The sequence below is a fragment of the Methylocaldum sp. genome (assembly GCF_035627495.1).
Taxonomy (GTDB): domain Bacteria; phylum Pseudomonadota; class Gammaproteobacteria; order Methylococcales; family Methylococcaceae; genus Methylocaldum.
On the sequence record NZ_DASPLO010000133.1, the window covers coordinates 1 to 7,476 of the forward strand.

Genomic DNA, 7,476 nt, shown 5'->3' on the forward strand with positions numbered 1-7,476 from the left:
ATCCGGATGCGAAGCAACAGCGCCTGCTGCTCTCGGTCCCCCGCCGCAAACGCGCCTGGTTCTCAGGGCTTTGGGCCCACGCCGCCGCTCCGCCCGTGATTCCAGGGCTCGCCACCGGCTAATGGACAATTTGGGTTGAAAACAGCTTCTAAAAGCTGCCCGAGCGAAAATCGCGCACAGCCTGCTCGACCTCCTCGCGCGTGTTCATCACGAACGGCCCCCACTGGACGATCGGCTCGTTGAGGGGACGGCCCGCGATCAGCAGCAGCCTCGCCCCGCCCGAAGTCGTCAGCCGCACGCCGTCGGCGTCCGCGCGATTGTTCAGGACCGCGAGTTGGCGGGCGCGCACCGGCTCGCCGCGCGCACCGACTTTGACTTCCCCTTCGTAGACGTAGAGAAAGGCGTTGTGCACGGCGGGAATCGGCGCCTCGTAAGCGCTTTCGGCCGGCAACCCGACGTCGAGATAGAGCGGTTCGGTCTCTTCGCGCCTGACCGCGCCGTCGATGCCGGCTACCGATCCGGCGATGACCCGGATCGTCACGCCTTCGGCCGTGGCGGTGTACGGGATTTCTTCGGCCGGAATATCCCGGTAGCCGGGCTCGGTCATCTTCGCGCGCGCCGGCAGATTCACCCAGAGCTGGAAACCGTGCATCAGGCCTTGCTCCTGTTCGGGAAGCTCGGAATGGACGATGCCCCGACCCGCCGTCATCCATTGCACGCCGCCAGCGGTCAGCAAGCCTTCATGGCCGGCATTGTCCCGATGCCGCATGCGCCCCGCAAGCATGTAGGTAACCGTCTCGAAGCCTCGATGGGGATGATCGGGGAAACCGGCGAGATAGTCGCTGGGATTGTCGGAGCGGAACTCATCGAGCATCAGGAAGGGGTCGAGCCGGCGCTGCAGGTCCGGGGTCAGCACGCGCAACAGTTTTACCCCCGCACCGTCCGAAACCAACGCGCCAGAAACCAGGCGCTCGACCTCACGGGTAACAAAATTCGGGGAGGTGGTCATGGGTGTTCTCCTTCGAAGTAATAGGCGCCTCAGAAGCTGTTTAGCAACCGTGATGAGCGGCCGGCGCAGAGGACCCGGCGTGTACACGGCGTACCTGAGGAGGCCGTGCACCGCCCGCACTAGGAAATCAGGCCCGCGCAGTACATTTATAAGCACTCATTCCGCTCGGGCACGCGACGCATCGACGCTCGGCTCGCCGGGGCCATGACGCGCCAGCAGCAACAGGCCTCCGGCGATCGCCAGGTTCTTCATGAACATGATGGACTGCATCTGATCCGCGAAGTTCGCGTGAAACATCACCGCCGCCAGCAGCGAGAAAGCGGCTAGCGCCAGGGCCACCCAGCGGGTGTAAAAGCCCGCCATCAGCGCCAGTCCGCCGCCGAGTTCAAGGGCGATCACCAGCGGCAAAAGGGCGCCCGGGACGCCCGCGGACGCCATATAGCCTTGAGTGCCGGCATAGCCTGCGCCCAGCTTGGAAATGCCGGACACGACGAAGATCTGCGCCAGCAAGAGACGGCCGGCGAGTTGGAGTAGCTTGTCCATGGGTTTTCTCCTGATCGTCACGTTGTGGTTATGAATCGAGAACACCGGTTTCGGCATTCGCGGCTTGGATCATGAGCCGTTAAACCGCCGCCGGCGATGGCGCGCGGGAGCCGATGAGCCCGGCGATCTGTCCGAGCGCGGCCGCTTCCGCTTGGCTCTTGGCGGCCTCGCCCAAAGCTAGTCCTTCGGCATAGACGAAGCGAACGTCCGTCATCCCGAGGAATCCCAGCACATTGCGCAAATAGCCCGTTTGAGTGTCCTGCGGCGTGCCTTGATGGACTCCGCCGCGGGCGGCGAGCACGAACACCTGCTTTCCTTGGATCAGGCCGACCGGACCGTTCTCCGTGTACTTGAACGTGATCCCGGCGCGGGCGACGTGGTCGATCCAGGCTTTGAGCGTCGATGGGATGCCGAAGTTATACATCGGAACACCAAGCACGACGACATCCGCCGCCAGGAGTTCCGCGATCAACGCGTCCGAGAGCCGCACCGCCGCCTGCTGTTCGGGATTGCGCTGCTCGGCGGGCGTAAAGAAGCCGGTGAGTGTAGTTTCGTCCAGGTGCGGAATCGGCCCGCGGGTGAGGTCGCGGGTGATGACCCGGTCGTCCGGATGCCGCTTGCGCCACAGCGCGACAAAGGCAGCGGCAAGGCGGTTGGCATTGCCCGTCTCCATGAGGCTGGTATTGATCTTAAGCAAGGTGGCCATGGTGATCTCCTTCATAAATCGATAGACGAGACCAGGATATGTTTGTATGACTCGATTAAAAAGCGCAAAATTCAGCTGATTTGAATCGAATAATTCGATCATATGAAAATTCCTCGAACCACTCTGGAGCAATGGCGGGTATTGCAGGCGATCGTGGAATACGGCGGTTTCGCTCAGGCCGCCGAGGCGCTGCATCGCAGCCAGTCGTCGATCAGCTACACGGCCAGCCGGCTGCAGGAGCAGCTCGGCGTGAAACTGCTGGAGATCCATGGCCGCAAGGCGAAGCTCACCGAATCGGGAGAGGCGCTGCTGCGGCACGCCAAGGAACTGCTCGACGATGCCCTCGAACTGGAACAACTGGCGCACGGCCTGGCTCAAGGCTGGGAAGCGGAGATCCGGCTGGTGGTCGATGCCCTCTTTCCGACTCCCCTGCTGCTGCGCATCCTGAAGGAGTTTGCGCCCCTGAGCCCGCACACGCGCGTGCTGCTCAGCGAGGCGGTGCTGTCCGGCGCGGACGAGGCGCTAGTCACGGGCAGCGCCGATCTCGTGATCGGTGACCGGGTTCCTCCCGGTTTCCTGGGAGATCACTTGCTGGACGTGGAACTGATTGCCGTGGCCCATCCCGACCACCCGCTGCATCGGCTCGGGCGAGACCTCGATGCCGACGATCTGAGCCGGGAATTGCACGTCGTCGTGAGCGACTCGGGCACTCTGGCGCCGCGCGACGCGGGCTGGCTCGGCGCGACGCGGCGCTGGACCGTGACCAGCCCCGAGAAGCGGATTGCCTTGCTGTGCGCGGGTTTGGGCTTCGGCTGGATTCCGTGTCATTTGATCGAGGAGCCTCTCGCATCCGGCCGGCTCAAGCCACTGCCCTTGCGCGAAGGGCAACGCCGAAAGGAGCCGCTGTATCTCATCTTCGCTCAGCCCCAGCTCGCCGGGCCGGCCACCCGCGCGCTAGCGGAACTCATTCGCGCCTGCGTCGCCGACGGCGCGGCTGCGGCGGACAATGGCGCCATCGAGAACGGGGGTCCAAGGACACCTGGGTAGCGTTGGCGGGCTCCCGAAATTCCTAGCGCGCTGCCAGGCGTGAAAAGTGAAACGAAGCGTCTATCTTTAATAGTTCCGTAGGCGGACCGGTGCATTCTCGTTGGCTTACGACAACCGAGCCTAAAGCACATCGTTTAAAGCGGTTTCGATTCGCGTGTAAGGACTGGTTTCCGGCGGTGGGACGCTGTGGGAGCGGGCTTCAGCCCGCGATCGGCTATTCGATCGCGGGCTGAAGCCCGCTCCCACGTACCATACACCGTTTCCGAAACTGCTCTAAAACCATGGATCTGGACTTATCATCCGTGATTCCATCGATCGTCACGCGAACACTTTCAATTTAGAAAAAGAAGGGGGGGTAGGAACATGAGCGATTTCCCGGCTTACGACGAGGTGCATGTCATCTCCGACATCCACATGGGCGGAAAGCCCGGTTTTCAGATCCTGCGGGAGACCGAGCGTCTTGCCAATTACATTCGCCAGGTGGCGGCGCAACGTCCCGAGGGGCGCGTCGCGCTGGTCCTGAACGGCGACGTGTTCGACACGCTGGCCGAAGACATCCGGGGCTACGTCGCCGTCGACGAGGCGGTCGCTACGGTGACGCGGATCATGGGCGACAAGTCGTTCTCCGCCATCTGGGAGGCTCTCGCCGATTTCGTGAAGACCAAAGGACGCACGCTGGTGATCGTCATCGGCAATCACGACATCGAGGTTTCGTTTCCCACGGTCCAGCGCCTGATTCTGTCGCGGCTCGCGGGCGAGGATCTTGATGCCAGGGCTCGGATCGAGTTCTCCACCACCGGCGCGGGATATACCTGTACGGTGGGCAATGCGCGGGTTTTCTGCACCCACGGCAACGAGGTCGACGCCTGGAATTACAACCGCTACGAAGATCTGGCAAAAGTCGCGCGGCGCCTGAATGCCGGCCGCTCGCTCGATCCCAGCGAATGGTACCCGAACGCCGGAACCCGCATGGTCAAGGAGGTCATGAACGAGGTGAAGCGCAAGTACGCGTGGATCGATCTGCTGAAACCCGAAACCTCCGCCGCCGTCGGCACTTTGGTCGTTCTCGATCCGTCGCAGGCGGCCAAGATCAACAATCTGCTGTCGATCCTGGGCGAGCGCCAACGGGGCGCCGGGCAGGTGGACCAACGACTGTCGGCGGAGGGATTCCAGCCACGCGAGCAGACCGCTGCGCCCGCTATCACGGTCGATCAGTTGCTGGGCCCCAACGTCAAGGCCGGGATGTTGGGCGTCGAATCGATCAATGCGCTAAACGCGGAAGACATGCTGCTCAGCGCCGAAAAAAATTTCGGCCAGCGGGGCGGATCTCCCGCGCCACAACCAGAAGGGACGCTGGGGACTCCGCAATTGATCTGGGATCGTCTCACCGGCTGGCTCACCGGAGTCGGCAAGGACGAAGCGCTGCGGCGCGCGCTCAAGGACTGGCTCGCGGACGACAAGACCTTCGACATTACCGACAAGGACGACACCTACAAGCAGGTGACCGCTTCGGTCGGGCATTCCATGGATTTCATCATCACCGGCCATACCCATCTCGAGCGCGCCATCGACATGGGCGCCGGACGTTACTACTTCAACTCCGGCACCTGGATTCGCCTGCTCCGGTTTACCGATGCCATGCTCAAGGACACGGCATCGTTCAAGCCGGTTTACGAGCTACTGACCAATGGCGGGATGGCGTCGATCGACACGGCGCAATTCGGCGGCGAATCGTTCGTGATGGATCAAACCAGTGCGGTCTCGGTCGTGCTCGAAGGGGGCAAGGCCATCGGTCGCCTGACCCACGTCGAGGGTGACGGCACCGGTGCGCCGCAGGTAATCGAACAGCTCGCGAGGTCGTGAGATGAGCGAGATTCGCAACGTCAAACTCGAATTGCTGCGGCCGGGGCCCGCGCACAATCAATTACTGTCGCCGCTGACGCCGTATCTCGCGCTGTGCGGCGCCGATGGTCCCGCAACCGTACAAATGCCGTTCGAGCATCGGCAACTGCTCAATCGGCTCGACCGGCTGCGGTATGACATCAACGGGACTCCGATCGCCGCCTCGCAACGGGAAACCGAGGTAAGGGAGCTCGGCGAGGCGATCGGGCGCGTGCTGGGCCAGGTACCGGCACTGCTCTCCGAGCTCTCCGATCCGCGCGCCGACGGTGGAAACCTCATACATTTGCGGCTGTCGCTGTCCGCGTTCGAGCTGGGCATGGTGCCTTTCGAGGCGGCTATCGCACCGGACGGTTTCCCCGGCTCGGGATCTCCCCTCTTTCTGCAATCGCGCACCCCGATCGTGATGACCCGGGAGGTCCGGCGCGGACGGCCGCTGCCGATCGAGTGGAACCGCACGCCGCGCATCCTGTTCGCTTTCGCATCGCCCGACGGCCTCCCGCAAGTGCCCGCGCAAGACCACTTGCAAGCGATCCGGCGCGCGATCGACCCTTGGGTCAAGATCAAGGATTCCCCCGAAGACCGGGTCCGGGAGGTCAAACGGATTCTGACGGTTCTGCCCAACGCCAGTCTCGAACAGATTCGGGAGGCCTGCTCGACCGCCCAATACACGTACGTGCACATCCTGGCCCATGGCGCGCCGGTCAATAACTCCGGCGACCGCCATTACGGCCTCATGCTGTGCAGTGATACTGATCCCGCGAAAGGCGACGTGGTCGATGGCGAACGCCTGGCGATCGTACTTACGGCGCGGGATTCCTCGGGCAATACCAAGCATCGCCCGAATGTGGTGACGCTCGCGACCTGTGATTCCGGCAATATCGAGTCGGTGCTGATACCGGGCGGCAGCATCGCCCACGAGCTGCACGCGGCCGGCATTCCCTGGGTCGTCGCGTCGCAATTCCCGCTCTGGATGCGGGCATCCTCCATCGCGGCCGAGGTCCTTTATAGCGGCCTGTTGAACGGCACCGATCCCCGCTCGGTGCTCCATGATCTGCGCCAGCGGCTGCGCACCGATTCGCCCGGCACGCACGATTGGGCGAGCATCGTCTGCTACGCGACCGTGCCCTGGAACTTCGAGAACCAGGTGGACGCCTTCCGCGACAAACGGATCCGCAGCAAGCTCGATGTGAAGTACGACCGGATCGACGAACTGGTCGGCGCCAACGCCAACGGCAGGAAAGCCGCCGAAGCGCGCAACCCGACCGATCGGGATGCGGAGCTGGAATCGCTGTGCGGATCGATCCGCGCCGATCTCAAGGCATGGTGCGCCGAGTCCGTCGCGGAGAAATCGCCCCTGCAAAAAGCGGAGCGCCTTCGCATGAGCGCCGCCAGCGAGAAGCGCATCGGAATCGCCTATTTTGTGATCGCAGAAAGCGAAACCGACGATCCCGAAGTCGTCCGCACGAAGCGGGAGAAAGGCAAAAAAGCCTATGAGTCCTCTCGCGATTTCTATCGCGAAGCACTGGAGATCGAGCCTTTCAACTCTTGGGCCATCACTCAATATCTCTCCATGCTGGCGACGCCGATTCTGGCCGACAGCACCGAGGCTTGGAAGTCGCTGGCGAAGGACTACGGCCCATGGTGGAGCGCCGCTCGGCAGATCGCTCACTGGCAGCTTCGCAAAGCCGTTGGAGAAGACTGCGGTTATGTACTAGCCACCCTCGCCGAACTCGCGCTGTTGGGCGTTGCCTACGGTGGGCCGGGCTTCAAAGCCAGCCAAGCGGAACAGGAAATCAAGCGCTGCTGTGAAGATATGCTCGGTTTGCTCGGTCCCGGTGCGTTCCCCATTCTTTCGACCCAGCGCCAATTCAGACGCTATCTCGAATATTGGCAGCGGGAACAGTGGGACGAATTAGCCAAGACCGCGTTATTGGCGTTGGGTGACGAGTCGCGGTCTCAGGCGAAGTCATAACTGGCACTGTTGCATCAGTTGGTTTATGCGAGTAGTTGCCTGATCACGGGGGTCTCCGAATCAGGCCATGATCGATTCAAGTCGGAAGATGCATCAGCCACACGCCTTGTGATCCAAGAAAAAAGGCTTACGAGTGTGTCTCGTAAGCCTTTTATTTTACAGGACTTACGCAAGACGCATTTCTAGCGAAGGATTTTTAAGTTGTCGAATAAGGTAGTCATCCAGTAAGCCGTGCTTGAGTTGATAGACCGTTCGACCGGTTTGAGCCGCCAAGGACTTGAGCCGGACCCAGACCAG

6 protein-coding genes and 1 pseudogene are annotated in these 7,476 nt (G+C 62.3%); 3 read left to right on the forward strand and 4 right to left on the reverse strand.

What is annotated here, in order from left to right; all coding sequences use genetic code 11:
* Positions 1-148 precede the first annotated feature (148 nt).
* From VEB01_RS10670 to VEB01_RS10680, 3 genes are all read right to left on the reverse strand, one after another.
* Entirely contained in the window at positions 149-1,009 is an 861-nt protein-coding gene (locus VEB01_RS10670) for a pirin family protein (RefSeq protein WP_324875270.1), read from the reverse strand.
* 156 nt (positions 1,010-1,165) lie between these two features.
* A complete protein-coding gene (locus tag VEB01_RS10675) occupies positions 1,166-1,552 on the reverse strand; it encodes a DoxX family protein (RefSeq protein ID WP_324875273.1) in 387 nt (128 codons plus the stop codon).
* A gap of 79 nt (positions 1,553-1,631) precedes the next feature.
* On the reverse strand, positions 1,632-2,258 hold the full coding sequence (locus tag VEB01_RS10680) for an FMN-dependent NADH-azoreductase (RefSeq protein ID WP_324875275.1): 627 nt from the start codon (positions 2,256-2,258) through the stop codon (positions 1,632-1,634).
* A 102-nt stretch (positions 2,259-2,360) separates the two neighbouring features.
* Here VEB01_RS10680 and VEB01_RS10685 point away from each other — a divergent pair, with 102 nt between their 5' ends.
* The 3 genes from VEB01_RS10685 to VEB01_RS10695 all read left to right on the forward strand — a co-directional run bounded on the left by VEB01_RS10685 (position 2,361) and on the right by VEB01_RS10695 (position 7,179).
* Complete coding sequence (locus VEB01_RS10685; protein WP_324875277.1) at positions 2,361-3,305, forward strand: LysR family transcriptional regulator; 945 nt, start codon at positions 2,361-2,363, stop codon at positions 3,303-3,305.
* 363 nt (positions 3,306-3,668) lie between these two features.
* Positions 3,669-5,168 carry a metallophosphoesterase gene (locus tag VEB01_RS10690; protein WP_324875279.1) on the forward strand — a complete coding sequence of 500 codons (1,500 nt, stop codon included), beginning with the start codon at positions 3,669-3,671 and terminating at the stop codon, positions 5,166-5,168.
* A gap of 1 nt (position 5,169) precedes the next feature.
* A complete protein-coding gene (locus VEB01_RS10695) occupies positions 5,170-7,179 on the forward strand; it encodes a CHAT domain-containing protein (protein ID WP_324875281.1) in 2,010 nt (669 codons plus the stop codon).
* A 165-nt stretch (positions 7,180-7,344) separates the two neighbouring features.
* Here the strand turns inward: VEB01_RS10695 and VEB01_RS23230 are convergent.
* A pseudogene (locus tag VEB01_RS23230) lies at positions 7,345-7,476 on the reverse strand (IS701 family transposase); the annotation flags it as partial.